Below are 18,100 nucleotides of genomic sequence, written 5' to 3'. Positions count from 1 at the left end.
CTACCTTTTTGTTATTGTTGTTCGTTCTTTAATTTTGCATCTAGTACAAACGTGCCAAATGGAATAATTGATGAAACAAATGCCCCAAGTGCCCATGCAATTGATTTGCGGTGTACGATTGTTACTTGAATTACCGCAAAGATGAATAGAATAAATAAAACACCATGAGCCATACCTGTAATTTTAACGGCTGTTGCAAATCCTGCGAAATATTTTAATGGCATTGCTACAAATAATAGTAATAGGAAAGAAATCCCCTCAATTAAGCCGATTGCTCTTAATCGTCCGATCGGTGTAGATAACATGAAATAGCCTCCTTTAACGTATGCTTGTATATAGTAAATTTGTATTCTTTTTCAAAATAAAATAGTCTATTTTGTTTCATTATATACAAAAAGAAAGTTTACACTACGAGAATAGTGCAAAGTTCAAAATATAGTCACAAAAGCGTGGTAATTTAAATAAAAACCTATTTGAAGTATTTGACTTCAAATAGGTTTTGTGAATGAAAATATTAAACAAGTACCTCGGTTTTTAGTACAAATTTCTCAACTACTTTTGCAACGCCATCGTTCATATTTGTATCTGTTACGTAGTTTGCAATTTCTTTAATATCATCTGGTGCATTGCCCATTGCAACACCAAGACCAGCAAATTCAATCATAGCTTGGTCGTTATAGCTATCACCCATTGCGATAACTTCTTCACGCTTAATGCCAAGTTTTTGGATCAGTTTGTTTAAGCTCGTTCCTTTTGTAACACCGGCTTCAGTAAATTCTAAGAAGAATGGTTTCGAACGCATCACGCTTAATTGGCCTTCTAGCTGTTTTTGTAGTTTTGCTTCTACCGTTTGTAAATGCTCTGGATTTTCTACCATCAATACTTTTACAACTGGTTGTTGTACAGATTCTTTCAGGTTATTTACTTCTACGATTGGCATACCCGTAATTTGACCTTCAATTTCTGTATAAGAGTTGTTTTTTTCAGTGATAATATCGTCGCCAATGTATGTGTGAATCCATACATTTTCTTCTTTACTAATATCATATAGACTGTGAACGATTTCAGGGGATAACGTACTACTGAATAACTCTTCATCTGTTTTACAGTTAATAATTTTTGCGCCATTAAAGGAAAGAATGAAGCTACCGTACTCTTCTAAATGTAATTCCTTTGCAATTGCACGCATTGCGAAGGTTGGACGTCCAGAAGCAAGTACAACCTTTACACCTTGCTCTTGTGCAGTCATTAGAGCCTCTTTCGTACGAGGTGAAATAGTATGGTCGTCACGTAATAAAGTATCATCTAAATCTAAAACAATCATTTTATAAGTCATATTGAAAATTCCTCTCTTTGTTGAAATAGAAATAAAGTTTTATGAAGATATTGGGGAATATATAGTAAGACATCGAACTTCTTCATATGAAGTTAGGAAAGGTTCTACATTGTTAGTATAAATTACCATGAGCATGTTGCCCATGATAATTTATATCGCTAACGCCTGATTAGCTTTCACTTTATCATTATCGTAACAACTCTAAAGATAGAGTGCAATAATGGAAGTTTTCCAATTTACGATGGTTGTTTTTCTGTTGAACGAGAAAATAGTATTTCAAGTAAAATTGCCATTACAGATCCAAGAACGAGACCGTTACTTAAAAACGATGCTAAAAATGGTGGGAGCGTAGAAAATGCCCCTGCTGGAACAAACATAACCCCGACTCCTGTAAAGATTGAAAGACCTGCTACTTTAAACAATCGTTCTTTATCTTGTACTGTTTCGTATTCGCGAAAGGCAAGACCAATCATGCTTGCAAATACAGGATAAATGGCAGCATATCCGACTGCGACAGGGATTGCCGCAAAGAATGAAGTAATCTTCGGGAATATACTAACGAGAATAATAAAGCTTGATCCTAACATAAATGGGAGTCGCTTATAAATATTAGTCGTTGCGATAAAGCCTGCTGATCCAGAAATGGCGACAGGTCCAATAGCTGAAAAAAGACCCCCTAGCAATTGATTGATTCCTGTTATAATGCCGGCTTGTTTGAAGCGATCTGGTGCTGCATTTTTTTCATACTTAGAGACAATCTTTTGGACAACGCGAATACTTGCCAACATATTTGTTAGAAGTAATAGTGTAACGAAAACTACCGTAATTGCCATGTTCCATTCAATACGAGGCATTCCGAAAACAAACAGAGACGGAAAACGGATTATATCGGTCACAGGCGTTACTGGATTAGATAATCCGAAGCATGCGAATAATATCCAGCCGCAGACGATACTGAAAAGAACGGAATATTGTCCAATAATAGGTAGCTTCATGATGAAAAAGGATAGTAAAATAACAATGAGTGAAAGAATAAATACGTTAGCTTGTACTTCTGTATGTTGTCCGTCAAGGCCGAACATTCCTTTTAGGAAGGAACCGCTAAGTTGCGCGACAAGAAGAAATAAATATGTTCCAATGACTGTCGGTGTAAAATAGCGAACTAGTTTATCGATGAGTCCAAAAACGCTAAGAATAATACAAATGATTCCACTTAATAGGAAGGCATACTGAAGGACTTTCAGCGTTTCATTGCTGGATCCAAATAATACGACACCTAAACTTGCATAAAGGGAGAAAATCCCCCACCAAAGGCCTGCTGGACCTTCTTGAATAGGAAGTTTATGCCCAAATATAGCTTGCAGTAGGCCAGCAAAGCCAAGAACAAATAATGTTCTTTGTACGAATGCAATAGCTTCAGCGCCATCGAGACCATAATTAGTTGCGACGCTAATTGGTACAATAAGGCTCCCAGCTAAAATAAATAGCGCCCATTGTAAGGCGGAAAGAAATGTTTTCATTATATCAACCTCTTTCATAGATTCCGTATCTAGTATATATGTATTTCATTTGCACTGGCAAAGATTGTAGATAGAGAAAAGAGTTGAAACACGATATGAATGCACGTAAGCAATTATGGATAGCCGTTATATGTATGACCTTCGTTGTAATTCTAGGAACGTTAGGATTTATGGCGATCGAAGAGATTAGTTTGTTTCAAGCATTTTGGATGACGATGATTACTGTATTAACTGTTGGATATGGAGATGCTGTTCCTGTAACACAGGCAGGAAAAGTTTTTGCGCTTCTTATCATACCGGTTGGAGTCGGCATTGTTACGTATGCGATTGGTGTAGTGGCAGCTATGATTATTGAAGGGAATTTATTTCATGCAGTGCGGAGGAAGAAGATGGATAAGCAAATAGCACAGTTACAAAATCATATTATTGTATGTGGTTGTGGTAGAGTAGGGCTTCAAGTTGTACATGAATTGCAAGAAAAGAAAATTCCATTTGTCGTTGTGGATAAAGATGAAAGCATATTAGAGAAGGAAAAACTTTTGTATGTACACGGAGATGCAACGGAAGACGAAGTGTTACATCATGCTGGAATTTCGAAGGCAGCTGGTTTAGTTGCCATCGTAGCAAATGATGCTGAAAATGTATTTATTACATTAACGGCAAGAGGATTAAACGATGCAATTAAAATTGTGGCAAGAGCAGAAAAACCAGAAACTGAAGACAAATTGAAGCGGGCTGGGGCAAATAAGGTGATTAATCCATCTAGCATGGCAGGAATTCATATTGCAAAAGGTATTGCGAATCCACTAACAGTTCATTATATTGATACAGTACTGTATGGCGTGGAGCAGTCATTTGTAATTGAAGAAATTGCAGTTGGCGAGGGCTCTATTTTAGCTAGTAAATCGTTACTAGAGAGCGATGTGAGAAATCAATTTGATGTAACAATTTTAGCGATTTTGAGAAATGGGAATGTTATACATAATCCGACTGGGCAGGAAAAACTACAAGAACATGATATGATAATAGTGTTTGGTTCAGTAGAGAAGCTGGGACAATTTGAGAAAGAACTACAAAGTATGAGGTGACAAGGAATGCAAATATCGAGCGATAAGATTTTAAATAAAATGGCGAATGAAATTGCAAAGGCAAAAAGCAGTGAAGGACAACAATCAAAAGCGCATTTATTAGTTGTGCGAGCGTTATGTGATTTATTATTAGATGAACAAGCTGAGCCTTCTATGTATAGAGAACCTGAGATTCCATCGCAAGTAATTGGATCTCAGCCTATGACGACAGTTCAACCAGTTATGCCGGTTTCTGGAGAGCCTGTTTATATAAAAGAAGAAGGTGCAAACGGTAATTCTTTATTTGATTTCTAGAAGATAAATCGTTTGGCTTATATGAAAAAATTGCTTATGATAAAGGTAAAAAAAGGGGAATTAAGATGAAAATTTTCTTTTTACTAGGTTGTATTGCAGCAGGGCTATCTGTTGCTTTAGGGGCTTTTGGAGCACATGGTTTAGAAAATAAAGTTTCTGCAAAAATGTTAGAAGTTTGGAAAACAGGTGTTACATATCAAATGTTTCATGCAGGTGGACTATTCGTAGTTGCTTTATTAATGGATAAAATTCAATCATCACTTTTAACTACTGCTGGCTGGCTTATGGTAGCTGGGATTATTATGTTTTCAGGCAGTTTGTATGCATTAAGTACGACAGGTATTAAGTTCTTTGGCCCAATTACACCTCTTGGTGGTGTAGCTTTTATCGTAGCATGGATCTTAGTCGGGACTGCAGTTGTAAAAGGGTTATAAAAAACAAAAGCTGGCATATGCCAGCTTTTTTTATGGTCTTGGAGCATAAGTTGCTTGTTGACTAGGTAAATACGTAATTTCTTCTGGGAATTCCACATAATCTAAGTAAATCATTAATAGTAAAAAACGTTTCCCTGATTGTGGCTCACTAATTACAATATGATCACGACCAGCTGCTTCGATAATACCTGTATACGATTGGGTACCGAGTGAGCTACCACGTTCATAAGTCATTACAACCGTAGCTTGCTTACCCTTGTTTAAACGAAGGATATTTTCAATATAGGATTGTTCTAATGGTAACATGCCTTGAGAAACAGCATATTGAGCTTGCGCCGCTTGTTGTTGCATTGCTTGCTGTTGTTGCTGTTGTTGTGGAGTCATTTGCTGCGGTTGTACATAAGTTCCAGATGGTTGATAGAAACCTGTTCCGTAATACGGGTTTTGTTGCTGTGCCATTCAAAAATCCCTCCTCATTATCAATCCTTAATATACGCTAGGACAATCTTCGCCAGATGGCTGGAAGAAGCAGTGCTTTTTGAAGCGACCAGAGTTTTGTTGATTATACCAAGTTGATGGACAAGGGCCTTCAGGTCTAAAAAACCATAAAGCAAAATTGGCAGGCCAAAAACGTTGTCCTTGAATCGTTCGCCTTGCTAAAGCGATATCTTGTTCCCTTGCACGTTGATAAAAATACCCTTTTTGTGTTGCCTCAAAACCACCAGGATTTTGATAAACCATTTGACGTAAATTACGTATTTTTTTAAAGTCTAAACAATTTCCGCGGACACGATTTACCCCAACATTTCCGACCATCAACATCCCCTGTTGACCTTCTCCTTCAGCTTCAGCACGCATCAGTCTAGCTAACAACTTTACATCTTCTTCGTTATAAGCAATAACGCCCATTATGTGTCACCTCTCTTTTTGGAATACCTTGTGGAAAGAGGTTTATCTCTAGATGGAGTGTGTAACAATTACTAGTTCATACGTATGAGAAAAAGGACTCAGATATGACAACCAAACGAAGTTTTACATGGGGAGAGGAAAATAAAAAAAGCTAGCGTGAGCTAGCTTTTCATCATTAAAATACTTTAGACCATAAGTTTGAGAAGAAATCTCCAATAGAGCGCATTGTTAATACGAACCAATTTGCCTTTTCAACTTCTTCTGTCGTTTTTGCAGTAACTTTCATATTTTTATTTCCATCTAAAAATCCGTATTTATCAGTCGGTTCTAGAACGATGGAACCTACCTTTGCATCCTTCTTAACAGGAGCGACTAAATGTCCATCTTCAGCGAGTGATTTATCCGCTTCAGTAGAAATTTTGTAAGGTGATTTGTCACCCTTTTTCGTAATGACTGTTATTTCTTTTTCAGGTGCAACAGTTACTTGATCTTCTTTACCTTTTACTACAGAGATTGTATTGTGCTTATCAACTTTTAATTTTTGTTTTTCAAAGTTATTAAATCCATATTCAATTAATGCACGAGATTCAGTGAAACGTTCGTCCATTGATTTTGTTTTAATAATTACTGAAATAAGGCGTAGGTCGCCACGTTTTGCTGTAATAGTGAATCCGTATCCAGCAGTATCAGAACTACCAGTTTTTAAACCATCTGTTCCTTCATAAGAGAAAGCAGCACCTGGTAACATCCAGTTCCAGTTTTCCATACGAATTGGTTTCGGATGATTATCTGGAAAGTTTCTAAATCTTTGTTTTGTATCCTCTAGCATTTCTGGATACTTTGTAATCATTGCTTTTGAAAGCATACCCATATCGCGAGCTGACATGGAATTTTCTCCATTTGGATCTGTTCCTTCAGGATGTTTTCCCTTTAAGTCAGCGTTGTTTAACCCCGTAGCGTTAACAAATTTATATTTCTTTAACCCTAGTTTTTTTGCATGTTCATTTGCAAGATTTAAGAAGTTTTTCTCACTTCCTGCAAGAAGTTCTGCTAAGGCAATACTAGATCCGTTTGCAGAGAAGATAACGATTGAATGATATAATTCTCTTACAGTATACTGACGTCCCTTTTCAAACGGAACGTTAGAGAATTCATTATTACGTGAAACTTCATAAGCGTAATCAGAAATGTTTACCTTTGTATCCCAAGTGATTTTTCCTTCTTTAATTGCTTCTAATACAGCATAAACAACAATTAGTTTTGACATACTAGCGATAGCTAGCAATTCATCTGGATTTTGTTCATGCAGTATTTTTCCTGTATCTGCATCAAATAGAAGTGCAGCAGCGGCCTCAATGTGTATTTTTTCTTCCGCATGGGATGTTGTTACTCCTAAGGAAGAAATTGACAATAAAAACACTAGTAAAATAGACAAGATTTTCTTCATATAGATTATCACCTTCGCATCGTTATTAGCATGTAGCTCGTACCATTTTAGCATAAATTTGGATATAGAAAGGTTACAATTTTGTAAGGGATTTGAAAGGAATTTGTCGATTTTTGTTCAAATTTGCGGAGAAAAGCAGTTTTTTGAAGAGAAATATAGAAGGTAATAAAAAAAGGAACGAATTTCGTTCCTTTTTCACGATTTATATGTGTAAAAATTTCTCTACCTTTGCGTCTGGTAAAATGTTTCCAACGAAAAATGTTCCGAATTCACCATAACGAGCACTTACTTCATCGAAGCGCATTTCATATATAAGTTTTTTAAATTGAAGAACATCGTCAGCGAATAATGTTACGCCCCACTCAAAATCGTCGAATCCAACAGATCCTGAAATAACTTGGCGTACTTTACCTGCGTACTGGCGACCAATTTTACTATGACTGTACATCATTTTTTTACGTTCTTCCATCGGAAGCATGTACCAGTTATCCTCACCTTGGCGACGCTTGTCCATTGGATAGAAGCAAATGTGATTTGCTTTTGGTAGTTCTGGATATAAGCGAGCTAAGATTTGTGGGTTTTGATATGGATCTTCATCAGCTGGAAGGTAGTTGCTTAGTTCAACAACAGATACGTAAGAGTATGCAGGAACCATATATTCAGCTAATGTTGTTTTATTCAATTCTGTCTCAATTTCATTTAACTCTTCCATTGTTGGGCGTAAAATCATAAGCATAATATCAGCTTTTTGGCCAACAACTGTATACATTGCATGACTACCTTTTTTCGCAGTAGATACTTCGTTCCATTTTTCAACGACATTTAAAAATTCAGACACAGCTTGTCCGCGTTCGTCGCTAGATAATGTTTTCCATGCAGCCCAATCAATAGAACGTAAATCATGTAAACAATACCAGCCATCTAACGTTGTTGTTGCTTCACTCATTCTATTCACCTCAGTTAATGATAGTTTTACACGTTAACTATAGCATATATAGTTTTAAAATCATCTATATAAAGCTTTGGCGCATAAAATTGTCACATTTAAGTTTATTTGAAAATAGGAGGGGACAAGGCTTAAAGGGGCGTTATTCCTAGGCTGAATTTTATGAAAATATAATCATTTTTATTTTATCTATTTTTTGGGAGCTATAAGTTTAAAATAGAGAGGAAAAGCAGTATTCTTAAAGATAGAGTTTTTTTAACATAAGTAGGAGGGTTTATTCGTGAGCAACTTATTTACAACAGTAAAAGAAAAAGTTCAAGGAAAAGGCATTTCTATCGTACTTCCTGAAGGAACTGATGAAAGAATTTTAGGCGCTGCAGAGCGTTTAGCAAAAGAAGAGTTAGTACAACCAATCTTAGTTGGTAATAAAGAAGAAATTAGCGCAAAAGCTGCTAGCATGAATTTAACATTAGCAGGCGTTGATATTTACGACCCAGCTACATACGAAGAAATGGATGCAATGGTAGCATCTTTCGTTGAACGCCGTAAAGGTAAAGCAACTGAAGAAGACGCTCGCAAAATCCTTAAAGACGAAAACTACTTCGGTACAATGCTTGTATACATGGGCAAAGCACACGGTTTAGTAAGTGGTGCGGCTCACTCTACAGCTGATACAGTTCGTCCAGCACTTCAAATCATCAAAACAAAACCAGGCGTTACAAAAACTTCTGGCGTATTCATCATGGTACGTGAAGAAGAGAAATATGTATTCGCTGATTGCGCAATTAACATTGCACCAAACAGCCAAGATTTAGCTGAAATTGGTATCGAGAGTGCGAAAACTGCTGAACTATTCGGTATTGATCCACGCGTTGCTATGTTAAGCTTCTCTACAAAAGGTTCTGCGAAATCACCAGAAACAGAAAAAGTTGTAGAAGCAACTCGCATTGCAAAAGAAATGGCTCCAGAATTAACTTTAGATGGAGAATTCCAATTCGATGCTGCATTCGTACCATCTGTAGCTGAGAAAAAAGCTCCAGGTTCTACAATTAAAGGTGATGCTAACGTATTCGTATTCCCAAGCTTAGAAGCTGGTAATATCGGTTACAAAATCGCTCAACGCTTAGGTAACTTCGAAGCAGTAGGACCAATCTTACAAGGTTTAAATATGCCTGTAAATGACCTATCTCGTGGATGTAACGAAGAAGAAGTGTACAAGTTAGCTTTAATTACAGCAGCTCAAGCACTTTAATTCTATAATGAATTGAAATAAAGACCGTCGCTATAATAGCGACGGTCTTTATTTTTCTAAGCCAAGTGCTTTATTGTTACGATCAATAATACGTTGTAAATTCATCTCATATAAAGGTATTTCATCTATTGTTAATTGAGATGGTGTTAACTTTGGAGCGAATTGCTGCAATGTTTTTAAAAGGCGCATCATTAAATCTTGTACTGTAATGGTTTCGCCAAGTAATTCTGAAAGTGAAGCCATCGTGCTTGGTACAATTTCAGGATACGTAAAGCGCGTTTCTTCTCCTTGAATGGCTAGGTTGTAGAAATCACGAACGAGTGCGGCACGCTCAGAGCCACTTCCTGTAGCACATAAATAAATTTGGACAGCGACACCGCCGCGAATACGGCGCTGTGAAATGCCAGCGAATTTTTGATCGCGAATACTTAAATCGTAGCTACCAGGACAGTAAGAACCAACAATCTCTTTTGCCTCGATTGTAACATCGTAATCTTTTAACATTTCTTTAATTAAATGCCACATTGTATCGTACCCAAGATCAATATCGATACCTTTTTCCGTCTCTTGGAATAAAAGCGATACGTTTAAAACACCTTCATCCAGTACGACTGCAAGTCCACCGGAATTACGAACGATAACATTGAAGTTGTTTTCCTTTAAAAAGGAAATACCTTCTTCTAAGTGTGGTAGGCGTGAATCTTGAATGCCAAGAACAATTGTATTGTGATGAACCCAAGAACGCATTGTTGCAGCTGATTGACCGTTTCCAATACTTGTGCATAACGTGTCATCCATTGCGAATGACTGCAATGCATGGAATGTTGGTCCCAAACTAGACTGATCTACAATACGCCACTCTGGCTGAGATAAAATGGAACGGGAATTGCTCATATAACTAACCCCTTATCTTTAAAATGACAATCTCTATTATAGCAAAAATATAAAAAATAGTTTTAGGGAGGAATCTTACTAAATTGTAATGTTGTTGTAAGGAAAGTGAATTGGTAAAACGAGCTACTGTCGTTAAACTAAGAGATGCAATTATGATTTTAGGAGGCATACAAATGAAAAAAGTTAAATTAGGACTCGTAGCGATTATGTCAGCTGCCGTATTTAGTGGCTGTTCGATTATGGATATGATTGCGCCACAAGCAAAGGGCGTTGTTATGTACGGAGATGAAACAGGCGTTCAAAAAACAATGGACCAATATAAAGATAAAATTGAATCCCAAAGTAAATTCGAAGCAAAACTAGGTACGGTTAATGAGAAAAAGGTTTTAATTATGAATAAAACAACAGCTGGAAAAATGGTAAAAGAAAACATGCTGAAAAAGGTAGTAAAAGAAGATGTGGAACCAATTAAAGCATTGCCATCTGTTTCAGATGAAGTGGGAATCGTATTCGCTAAAGAGGAGCAAAAAGATGTAGTAATTGATGGAAAGAAAATGAAATATGAAGGTAATGTAGTAATCGGTGATGCGCGTAAATATACAGATATGTATGCAGTTGTTAGTGATGCTGAATATACAAAGATAAATGAACCGGTAAAAACGATTGGATTAGCAGCCTTTAAAGAAAATCCAAAGGAAAAAATCTTCCCAGATATAAAGAGAGGTTCTAACGTAGAAGAAGTGCATATGGTTGAAGTGAAATAACAAAAAAGGATGCATGCAATGCATCCTTTTTATTCTGCAATTTTTTCTAAATTACCGTTTCGATCCATTCGGAAAGATGTTTGAGAACGTTCCTCGTCATCCATAACTGCTAACTTACGAGCGCGGTTCATAATATTCATAAGTGTTTCGTAATCTTCTTGTACAGTATGAGATTGTTTTTCTAATTTTTCTAGTTTCTTTTCTAGTTCTTCATTTCGAAGAATTTGTGATTTGATTTCTTGTTTCAATCTCGTATTCTCGTTTTCAAGAGCTGTCACTTTTATATTTGAAGATCCGACTGTTTGTAAAAAATAAATAACATCTTGCATTGTCATAGAGCCTTTTGCAGCAGGAACATTAGATTCTTGATATGGAATAGCTTCTTTATATTGTACAATTGCTTCCTCTTGTACGAATTCTTCATAATCAGTTATCGTCTCTGAAGCTGGTGGTGTATAAAGTAAACGTTTTTTCGCTTGTTCACCGCTTGCAGCACGCATTTTATCTTTACGATGTTTTTTTGCTAGTTGAAGAGCTTGTTCATAACTATAGCGAACAACAGCATTCCAACGGAAACCACAGGCAGCCGATGTACGATTTAATTGATCTCCTACTTCTTCAAATGCATTTAATTGAGTACTTCCTTCTCGAACGTGACGAAGTACAGTTTCAGCAAGTAATAAATCATCCTCATCTGTCCAAGCATCTTGTCTTACTTTCATAGATTCAACTCCCTTTCTTTTTATGAACTTCCTATTTTTATAATGGGCAAAAAAAGGAGCTTTTATACAAAGCTTTTAAAAATATGGTAGATTTCGATGAAAGGTATAAAGTGAAACTTTAATCAGTGGAGGTTTTCTTCATCCCCCACTGATTATCAGCCCTCACCAATCGGGTTTTTATGGGCAGCACGACCCCCACCTAGATTCTTTGCTTTCGCTGCATTTTGAGGTGGAGGTCTTACTGCCCGTTAAAGCGGGATAAATTTTGCCAAGAATGACGGAAACTTCTGTAGGAGAACATATAAATATGTAGCATTATATGAAGAAAGAGCTTTATAGGGAAACTTGCAACAAGCTTCAAAGAGCGGTAAAATACCATTTAGTGTTTATTTTTAAATGTACTTGTGAAAAGTTTAAAATAGAGGAAGTGTTATATATAATGGGAAACGAATTTCGTGTGTGCGATGATTGTCAGGCAACGAACGTTAAAACGTTAATTCCGAAGTTAAAAAAAGTAGATTCATGCGCAACGATTGAAGTTGCATGCCAGTCTTACTGTGGGCCTGGTCGTAAAAAATCATTCGCATTTGTAAATAATCGTCCAGTTGCGGCTCCAACAGAAGATGAATTAATTGTAAAAATTGAAGCAAAATTAAAGAAGTAAGAAAAAGAAGAGTGAACAGATTACTCTTCTTTTTTTATGCCCATAAGAGGAAGGATTTATTCTGTGGAAGCTTAAATGGTGAGGATAATAGTTAACGAAAGATGGTTATTATCTATGTATTAAGGTCTCGACCTATATGAATTTGTATTTCAAAATAATAGTTGACAGTCTTTGGAAGCGATAGGTAGAATAGAAGGTGTCTGATTCTGATAATCATTATCAAGAAAAGGCCGATTCGCTTATTTTTTTATTACTATTTGAGAATAAATTTCATTTCAATAAATATATGTTGTTGGTTAGGATGGTTGAGGGATGGAAGCGAGCGCAAGGAGTATAGAACAGCAAGATGTGAATGTTAAAGAGATTAAGAGCAGACCGCTCATTGCTTCTATTATTTTAATAGTAGGTACAATTTTGTTAGCTTTAAGCATGGCAGTTTCTATTTCGTTTGGAGCGGCAGATATTAGTTTGAAGACTGTATGGCAAGCTGTGTTTCAGTTTGACGGTTCTATTACGCACCATAACGTAATTCAAGAACTTCGCATGCCTAGAGCGATAGGGGGCGTAGTTGCTGGTGCCTTTTTAGCGGTATCAGGGGCAATTATGCAAGGTATGACACGAAATCCACTTGCTTCTCCATCATTAATGGGGATTACAGATGGGGCTGTATTTGGGATTGCGATTATGTATGCATTCTTCCCTAATTCACCTTATTTAATGTTCGTTATCGCATCTTTTATTGGAGCGGCGTTTGGAGCGGCCATTGTATATGGTGTTGGGTCTTCTTCACCAGGTGGATTAACGCCTGTGAAGTTAGCTTTAGCGGGAGCGGCAATTAGTGCTTTATTAGGGGCCATTTCATCTGGAATTGCGTTATATTTCAACCTTGCCCAAGAGGTGAGTATGTGGAATGCAGGCGGAGTTGCTGGAGTGAAATGGGAAAGTATTAATATGTTAGTACCGATTGGTCTTGTTTGTCTCTTTATTGCAATAATAATGTCGAGGTATATTACAATTTTAAGCTTCGGTGAAGAAATTGCGATTGGACTTGGTCAAAATACGACACTAATTAAATTTATCGGAACAGTACTTGTTCTTGTGTTAACAGGTTCTGCAGTTTCTATGGCAGGATCGGTTGGATTTGTTGGTCTTGTAATCCCACATATGACTCGTTTCCTTGTAGGCTCGGACTATAGATGGGTTATTCCATGTTCTGCGGTCTTAGGCGGACTGTTAATTGAATGTGCAGATATGTTATCTCGCGTTATTAATCCGCCGTTTGAAACACCAATTGGAGCAATTACAGCGCTAATTGGGGTTCCATTCTTCCTCTACTTAGCACGTAACGAAGGGAGAGGGAAAATGTGAGGACAAGTGTCTTAACAAAAAAGAACGTTTCGGTTTTAACAATTTTAGTAGGATTAATCGTTACTGTATTTTTAGTAAGTTTAAATACAGGGACATTTAAAATACCACCAATGGACGTATTAAAGTCATTGGTTGGACTTGGGGCTGAAGATCAGTCTGTTATTTTATTTGAATTCCGTATGCCACGTATGGTTATTGCTATATTAGTTGGATCTGCTTTAGCAATGTCCGGTGCGATTTTGCAAGGGTTATCACGAAATCCACTTGCTGATCCAGGTATTATCGGTATTAACGCTGGAGCGGGATTAACAGTTGTTATATTCGTCTACTTTTTCTTCGGGAAAGTTGGGACTGGTACATTTTTATCTGTGTTTATCCTTCCATTCTTCGCGTTAGTTGGTGCGATATTAGCAGCAGTTATCATTTATTTACTAGCATGGAAAGACGGCGTGTCATCAACGAGATTAATACTTGTCGGTATCGCTGTTGCAGCTGGGTTTGGTGCTGTTAGTTTAATTTTTTCTATGAAGATGACATCTAACGATTTTCGTTTTGCAACGATTTGGTTAGCAGGAAGTTTGTGGGGCACAGATTGGAAGTTCGTATTAAGTGTACTTCCATGGATGGTTATTTTCTTGCCACTTGCTATTAGTAAGGCGCACATATTAAATGTAATGAACCTAGGCGACTCTACAGCTGTTGGCCTTGGTGTAAATGTAGAAAAAGAAAGACGTAAATTATTATTTATTGCAGTTTGTTTAGCTGGTGCATCTGTCGCTGTTGCCGGAGGAATTGGTTTTATCGGTTTAATGGCTCCGCATTTAGCGAGGCGCCTTGTTGGTGGTAAACATCAAATTATGCTGCCTACGGCTGCACTAATAGGGACGTTTTTACTTTTATTCGCAGACGTAATTTCAAGAAGTGTGTTAACAACTTCGGAAATACCGGTCGGTCTTGTTATTTCTGTAATTGGTGCACCGTATTTCATATACTTACTTATGAGGACAAAATAAAGGGAGGCTTTTTGTATGGCAACTTTAGCAGTTGATGCGGTATCTGTTGGCTATAATGAAGGGTTAATTATTGATGGATTAACAGTTGAAATTCCGGAAGGGAAAATTACAACAATTATTGGACCAAATGGTTGTGGGAAGTCCACATTATTAAAAACGGCTTCTCGTATTTTGAAGGCGAAAAAAGGTACTGTTTATCTTGACGGAAAAGCAATTGAGAAACAACCAACGAAAGAAATCGCAAAGAAAATGGCAATTTTACCACAGACTGCAGAAGTGCCAACTGGCCTTACTGTGTTTGAGCTTGTTTCATATGGACGCTTTCCTCATCAAAAAGGATTTGGAACGTTGAAAGAAGAGGATTATCGTTACATTCATTGGGCACTTGAAGTGACGGGAATGACAGAATTCGCAAATCGTCCAGCAGAGGCGTTATCAGGTGGACAACGTCAACGCGTATGGATTGCGATGGCTCTTGCACAAGGAACAGAATTACTAGTATTAGATGAACCGACGACGTACTTAGATATGGCGCATCAATTAGAAGTATTAAACTTATTGAAAAAGTTAAATGAAGAAGAAGGTAGAACGATTGTTATGGTTATCCATGACTTAAACCATGCTTCTCGTTTCTCAGATCATATGATTGCATTAAAAGCGGGTAAGTTAATGAAACAAGGAACGCCAGATGAAGTGATGACGAGTGAAACACTTCGTAACGTATTTGAGATTGAAGCTCAAATCGTTCCATGTCCAGTAAACTGTAAACCAATTTGTTTAACATATGATCTAGCGATGATTAGTAATCAATTGCGTAAAAAGGCATAAGTAGAATCCCCCTCGTAAAGAGGGGGGCTTCTAATGGACGTTGAGCTTCTTATTAGTAAATAGGAAGTTGAACACCCGTTAGAACGGGGCATAAGCAACAATTAATCAATATATATTTATTAATTGTTAATCTTGTTTCTTATAGTTCATTGTAACTTATAAGAGAAATACAGCTAGAAGGAGTGGGAACATGAAGAATTTTAAAATGGCACTATTAGCAATGGTACTAGTCGTTACTTCTGTACTATTTGCAGCTTGTTCTAACAAAGAAGAAGAGAAGAAAGCAGATGCGAAGGATGCGAAAACTGAAGAGCGCACTGTACAACACGCAAAAGGGGAAATTAAAATCCCTGCAAATCCAAAGAAAATTGCTGACCTTAGTGGTTCAACAGAAGAATTATTAATTTTTGGTATGAAACCAATTATTACTGCTAATACATCTCAAGAAAAAATTGATGCACATATTGAAAAGAAATTAAAAGACGTAAAACCAGTTGGCTCTGCTTGGGGCGATAAAATTAACATCGAAGCAGTAGCTGCTGCAAAACCAGACTTAATTCTTGTAAACAATCGTCAAGAAAAGATCTATGATCAATTATCTAAAATTGCACCAACAGTTATGTTAAAAACTCCATTAGACCAATGGCGTCCAAAATTCGAAGAAGTAGGTCAAATCTTCGGTAAAGAGAAAGAAACAAAAGAATGGTTCAAACAGTATGAAGAAAAAGCAAGCAAATTACATGACAAAATCGTTGCGAAAACTGGCGATGCAACATTCATGAAAATGGCTGCATATCCAAATGCTTTCCGTGTATACGGTGACTACGGTTACGGTAGCGTAATCTTTAATGACTTGAAATTACCAGCAGTTAAAGGTACACCAACGGATAAACCATTAGTACAAGTACAAAAAGAAGCTTTAATCGATTACAACCCAGATTACCTATTTGTATTTACAACTGGTGACGGTTCTCAGCGTCTAAAAGAATTCCAAGAAGAATCAATTTGGAAAAACATGAACGCTGTTAAAAATAACCACGTATTTACAATTAAAAACGAAGACTTAAACAAAGGTTACTTCCCTCTAGGTAAAGAAATGATCTTAGATGAAGTTGCTGAATTCGTTTTAGGTAAATAATGTATAAAAAGAAATCACTTTTACTTCGGTAAAAGTGATTTTTTCTTTATATAAGGGCAATTAATATAGTCTTTCATTTCTTTCTGTTTCCTATTTCGTTTATAATATATAGTAAGAATGCAGTAAAGAAAGGGGGATGTCGGAAGGTGGTATATTTAAACGACAAACTCAGCGAAACAAAAGTGTTTAAAGACCCGGTACATAAATATGTGCACGTACGCGATCGTGTTATTTGGGATTTAATCGGAACGAAAGAATTTCAACGCTTGCGCCGTATTAAGCAGCTTGGAACGACGTTTTTTACATTTCACGGTGCAGAGCATAGTCGCTTTACTCATTCGTTAGGTGTATATGAAATTATTCGTCGTATGATTGATGATGTGTTTGATGGCAGGCCGAACTGGAATGCTGAAGATAGATTGTTATGTTTATGTGCGTCATTACTTCATGATGTCGGTCACGGCCCATTTTCTCACTCGTTTGAAAAGGTATTTTCATTAGATCATGAGAAATTTACGCAAAAAATTATCGTTGGAGATACGGAAATTAACCGTGTATTAAGCCGCGTGGATAAAGACTTTCCGCAAAAGGTGGCCGATGTAATCGCAAAAACATCTACTAATAAATTAGCGATTAGTATGATTTCCAGCCAAATTGATGCAGATCGTATGGACTATTTATTAAGAGATGCGTATTTCACTGGCGTAAAGTATGGAAACTTTGATATGGAACGTATACTACGTGTCATGCGTCCGTATGGGAATCAAGTAGTCATTAAAAATAGTGGTATGCATGCTGTTGAGCATTATATTATGAGTCGTTATCAAATGTATTGGCAAGTATATTTCCACCCGGTAACGCGCAGTGCCGAAGTCATTTTAACGAAGATTTTACACCGTGCAAAATCATTGCACGAGAAGTATTATACATTTAAAAATCATCCGGTTCATTTCTATTCTTTATTTGAAGAAGAAGTAACAGTAGAGGATTATTTAAAGTTAGACGAGAACGTTATGTATTATTACTTCCAAGTATGGCAAGACGAAGAAGATTCAATTTTAAGTGATTTATGCCGCCGTTTTATGAATCGAAACCTATTTAAATACGTAGAGTTTACAGATAAGCACGGTTTAGATAATTGGATGGAATTAAGTAGCTTATTCAAAAAGATTGGACTTGATCCAGAATACTATTTAGTAGTTGATTCAACATCAGACTTACCATACGACTTTTACCGTGCTGGTGAAGAAGAAGAGCGTTTACCAATCTTACTTCTTATGCCAAATGGGGAGCTTAGAGAGCTTTCACGTGAATCGGATATTGTTGAGGCGATTACTGGTAAGAAGAGAAGGGATCAAAAATTATTCTATCCGCATGATTTAATCTATGAAGATGGAAGAAAAGGAAAATATAAAGAGAGAATCATCGAGTTACTAGAAGGAAAAAAATAAGAAGCAGCTAAGAGCTGCTTCTTATGAAAGAA

General features: G+C 36.8%; 20 protein-coding genes. 11 read left to right on the top strand and 9 right to left on the bottom strand.

What is annotated here, in order from left to right; all coding sequences use genetic code 11:
- Positions 1–11: 11 nt before the first annotated feature.
- From FOT98_RS00695 to FOT98_RS00685, 3 genes are all read right to left on the bottom strand, one after another.
- Positions 12–305: a DUF3817 domain-containing protein gene (locus tag FOT98_RS00695; RefSeq protein WP_061680068.1), complete on the bottom strand. Its 294-nt coding sequence runs from the start codon at positions 303–305 to the stop codon at positions 12–14.
- A 209-nt stretch (positions 306–514) separates the two neighbouring features.
- Complete coding sequence (locus FOT98_RS00690) at positions 515–1,336, bottom strand: Cof-type HAD-IIB family hydrolase (protein ID WP_063262372.1); 822 nt, start codon at positions 1,334–1,336, stop codon at positions 515–517.
- 236 nt (positions 1,337–1,572) lie between these two features.
- Positions 1,573–2,856, bottom strand: coding sequence for a purine/pyrimidine permease (locus tag FOT98_RS00685; protein ID WP_063262371.1), 1,284 nt, complete (start codon positions 2,854–2,856; stop codon positions 1,573–1,575).
- Positions 2,857–2,951: 95 nt separating this feature from the next.
- Between FOT98_RS00685 and FOT98_RS00680 the strand changes: the two genes are divergently transcribed.
- From FOT98_RS00680 to FOT98_RS00670, 3 genes are all read left to right on the top strand, one after another.
- Positions 2,952–3,944 carry a potassium channel family protein gene (locus FOT98_RS00680; RefSeq protein ID WP_063262370.1) on the top strand — a complete coding sequence of 331 codons (993 nt, stop codon included), beginning with the start codon at positions 2,952–2,954 and terminating at the stop codon, positions 3,942–3,944.
- Positions 3,945–3,950: 6 nt separating this feature from the next.
- Complete coding sequence (locus FOT98_RS00675) at positions 3,951–4,238, top strand: YwdI family protein (protein WP_001167358.1); 288 nt, start codon at positions 3,951–3,953, stop codon at positions 4,236–4,238.
- 65 nt (positions 4,239–4,303) lie between these two features.
- Entirely contained in the window at positions 4,304–4,672 is a 369-nt protein-coding gene (locus FOT98_RS00670; RefSeq protein WP_000688322.1) for a DUF423 domain-containing protein, read from the top strand.
- 30 nt (positions 4,673–4,702) lie between these two features.
- On the opposite strand, the gene gerQ is transcribed toward FOT98_RS00670, so the two are convergent.
- The 4 genes from gerQ to hemQ form a co-directional block, all read right to left on the bottom strand.
- Positions 4,703–5,131: a spore coat protein GerQ gene (gene gerQ, locus FOT98_RS00665; RefSeq protein WP_000068647.1), complete on the bottom strand. Its 429-nt coding sequence runs from the start codon at positions 5,129–5,131 to the stop codon at positions 4,703–4,705.
- A gap of 27 nt (positions 5,132–5,158) precedes the next feature.
- Positions 5,159–5,581, bottom strand: a complete 423-nt coding sequence (gene cwlJ / locus FOT98_RS00660; RefSeq protein WP_000538161.1) for a cell wall hydrolase CwlJ — start codon at positions 5,579–5,581, stop codon at positions 5,159–5,161.
- 175 nt (positions 5,582–5,756) lie between these two features.
- On the bottom strand, positions 5,757–7,034 hold the full coding sequence (locus FOT98_RS00655) for a serine hydrolase (RefSeq protein WP_144290921.1): 1,278 nt from the start codon (positions 7,032–7,034) through the stop codon (positions 5,757–5,759).
- A gap of 196 nt (positions 7,035–7,230) precedes the next feature.
- The gene (hemQ, locus tag FOT98_RS00650) at positions 7,231–7,974 is read right to left on the bottom strand and encodes a hydrogen peroxide-dependent heme synthase (RefSeq protein WP_063262368.1); all 744 of its coding nucleotides are present in this window, start codon (positions 7,972–7,974) and stop codon (positions 7,231–7,233) included.
- A gap of 280 nt (positions 7,975–8,254) precedes the next feature.
- Here hemQ and pta point away from each other — a divergent pair, with 280 nt between their 5' ends.
- Entirely contained in the window at positions 8,255–9,226 is a 972-nt protein-coding gene (gene pta / locus FOT98_RS00645) for a phosphate acetyltransferase (RefSeq protein ID WP_000067226.1), read from the top strand.
- A gap of 48 nt (positions 9,227–9,274) precedes the next feature.
- Here pta and lipL read toward each other — a convergent pair whose 3' ends face one another.
- Complete coding sequence (gene lipL, locus FOT98_RS00640) at positions 9,275–10,120, bottom strand: octanoyl-[GcvH]:protein N-octanoyltransferase (RefSeq protein WP_063262367.1); 846 nt, start codon at positions 10,118–10,120, stop codon at positions 9,275–9,277.
- Positions 10,121–10,293: 173 nt separating this feature from the next.
- Between lipL and FOT98_RS00635 the strand changes: the two genes are divergently transcribed.
- Positions 10,294–10,884, top strand: coding sequence for a lipoprotein BA_5634 family protein (locus FOT98_RS00635; RefSeq protein WP_063262366.1), 591 nt, complete (start codon positions 10,294–10,296; stop codon positions 10,882–10,884).
- A gap of 29 nt (positions 10,885–10,913) precedes the next feature.
- Here FOT98_RS00635 and FOT98_RS00630 read toward each other — a convergent pair whose 3' ends face one another.
- Positions 10,914–11,606: an RsfA family transcriptional regulator gene (locus FOT98_RS00630; protein WP_063262365.1), complete on the bottom strand. Its 693-nt coding sequence runs from the start codon at positions 11,604–11,606 to the stop codon at positions 10,914–10,916.
- A gap of 439 nt (positions 11,607–12,045) precedes the next feature.
- Between FOT98_RS00630 and FOT98_RS00625 the strand changes: the two genes are divergently transcribed.
- The 6 genes from FOT98_RS00625 to FOT98_RS00600 all read left to right on the top strand — a co-directional run bounded on the left by FOT98_RS00625 (position 12,046) and on the right by FOT98_RS00600 (position 18,068).
- Complete coding sequence (locus tag FOT98_RS00625; RefSeq protein WP_000526074.1) at positions 12,046–12,270, top strand: YuzB family protein; 225 nt, start codon at positions 12,046–12,048, stop codon at positions 12,268–12,270.
- A 312-nt stretch (positions 12,271–12,582) separates the two neighbouring features.
- On the top strand, positions 12,583–13,638 hold the full coding sequence (locus tag FOT98_RS00620; protein ID WP_061680058.1) for a FecCD family ABC transporter permease: 1,056 nt from the start codon (positions 12,583–12,585) through the stop codon (positions 13,636–13,638).
- On the top strand, positions 13,635–14,651 hold the full coding sequence (locus FOT98_RS00615; protein WP_001260777.1) for a FecCD family ABC transporter permease: 1,017 nt from the start codon (positions 13,635–13,637) through the stop codon (positions 14,649–14,651). The genes FOT98_RS00620 and FOT98_RS00615 overlap by 4 nt, the downstream gene beginning before the upstream one ends.
- 15 nt (positions 14,652–14,666) lie before the next feature.
- The gene (locus FOT98_RS00610; protein WP_000212060.1) at positions 14,667–15,479 is read left to right on the top strand and encodes an ABC transporter ATP-binding protein; all 813 of its coding nucleotides are present in this window, start codon (positions 14,667–14,669) and stop codon (positions 15,477–15,479) included.
- A 190-nt stretch (positions 15,480–15,669) separates the two neighbouring features.
- Positions 15,670–16,617: an ABC transporter substrate-binding protein gene (locus FOT98_RS00605; protein WP_000787719.1), complete on the top strand. Its 948-nt coding sequence runs from the start codon at positions 15,670–15,672 to the stop codon at positions 16,615–16,617.
- Positions 16,618–16,763: 146 nt separating this feature from the next.
- The gene (locus FOT98_RS00600; protein WP_063262364.1) at positions 16,764–18,068 is read left to right on the top strand and encodes an HD domain-containing protein; all 1,305 of its coding nucleotides are present in this window, start codon (positions 16,764–16,766) and stop codon (positions 18,066–18,068) included.
- Positions 18,069–18,100 lie beyond the last annotated feature (32 nt).

Origin of the sequence: Bacillus sp. HY001 (assembly GCF_007558965.1) — a bacterium.
Taxonomy (GTDB): Bacteria; Bacillota; Bacilli; order Bacillales; family Bacillaceae_G; genus Bacillus_A; species Bacillus_A mobilis.
This window is presented reverse-complemented; position numbering and strand designations above follow the sequence as displayed.